The 1,232-nt window shown below is 70.2% G+C and carries 1 protein-coding gene and 1 tRNA gene; both read left to right on the top strand.

What is annotated here, in order from left to right; translation table 11 throughout:
- Positions 1–490: 490 nt before the first annotated feature.
- Positions 491–574: transfer RNA gene (locus IE312_RS35740), tRNA-Leu, on the top strand.
- Positions 575–832: 258 nt separating this feature from the next.
- The coding region (locus IE312_RS35735; RefSeq protein ID WP_306419861.1) for a transaldolase family protein at positions 833–1,232 on the top strand (400 nt) is incomplete at its 3' end.

Below are 1,232 nucleotides of genomic sequence, written 5' to 3'. Positions count from 1 at the left end.
GCCGTTCACCAGACCTTCGAGACGCTGCTCGAACTTCTTCAGGACTCCCATGGGGCACCTCCTCCGTCCCTGCCGTCGTCTTGCCTGCTCTGTGCCGCTGCCTTGCCGAGTACTGCTGGTCCTGCTGGTACTGCTTACTGATCGTATCCACGCGCCCGCCAATCAGCCGGTTCCCCCAGCGGCCGCCCTTGGAACTCCTGGCGCGCGTCCTGCTGACATGGATCGTAGAGGCGGGGCAAGACCAGTGTCCCGCACCCGGCTGTGGACCCGGTCCGCCTCCCGGTGAGATGACCGGGACCGGTACGAGGTTGATACGAGAAGCACGTCCCCCTGATACGCACGCGCGTCCGAACACCGTCCCGCGCGCGCCCCTCGCGGCCAAGAAGGGGCAGGCGGGAAGGGATGTGAACCCACCCCGTACGACGTGCTAATGTTCTGGGTGTCGGAAGGGGCCAGCCCGAAAGGGCCGGAAACGGAAGACACACCCAATGCGCGGGTGGCGGAATAGGCAGACGCGCTGGATTCAGGTTCCAGTGCCCGCAAGGGCGTGGGGGTTCAACTCCCCCCTCGCGCACAGAGGAGACGGGTCTCCACCGGTGACGGAAGTCACGGTGGGGGCCCGTTTCTCGTTGGGTCGGCCTGTGGTGGGCAACCGCACAGCGGTGTGCTGTCGGACACCTCGGTGAGCTATCTCACGGGCGGGCCAACGCTGTTGCCGCCGATCGGCCCGGCGGTGCGCGGCCGGCGCGTCCGGCCGGATCCGGGACGTGCACTTGACGGACTATTGGGTCGTTTCTGGTGTGGTCCCGCGGCCCCGCCTAGGGTCGTCGACGTGCTCAGTCATCAAGCTGGACGGTTGCTCGGGCAACTGATCGCCGAGGGGGTGTCGCCCTGGCTGGCGGTCGAGGACGGTGAGGCGCTCGCCGACGCGGTGCGCCGGCGTCTTCTGGGGGACGCCTTCCAGGCGGCCGTCGTGCCTCCCGGCACCCCCGTCCCCCAGGTGCGCCTCGCGTGCGACGCGCTGCTCCCGCTGTTCACGGCGGGGGGCGGCCGGGGACAGGTGTCGGTGCCGGTGGACCCGCGGCTGGCCGACCGCGCCGGGGCGCTGCTCGCCGGGGCGCGTGCGCTGCACGCCGCCGTACGCCGTCCCAACGTGCTGGTACGGCTGCCGATGACGGCGGCCGGGCGGGCGGTCATGACGGAACTGCTGGCGGACGGGATCGGTGTGCACG

This window comes from Streptomyces capoamus, from assembly GCF_014654935.1.
GTDB classification, from domain to species: Bacteria; Actinomycetota; Actinomycetes; order Streptomycetales; family Streptomycetaceae; genus Streptomyces; species Streptomyces capoamus.
The sequence above is the reverse complement of the archived record's forward strand: the minus strand, read 5'-3'. Positions and strand labels throughout refer to the sequence as shown.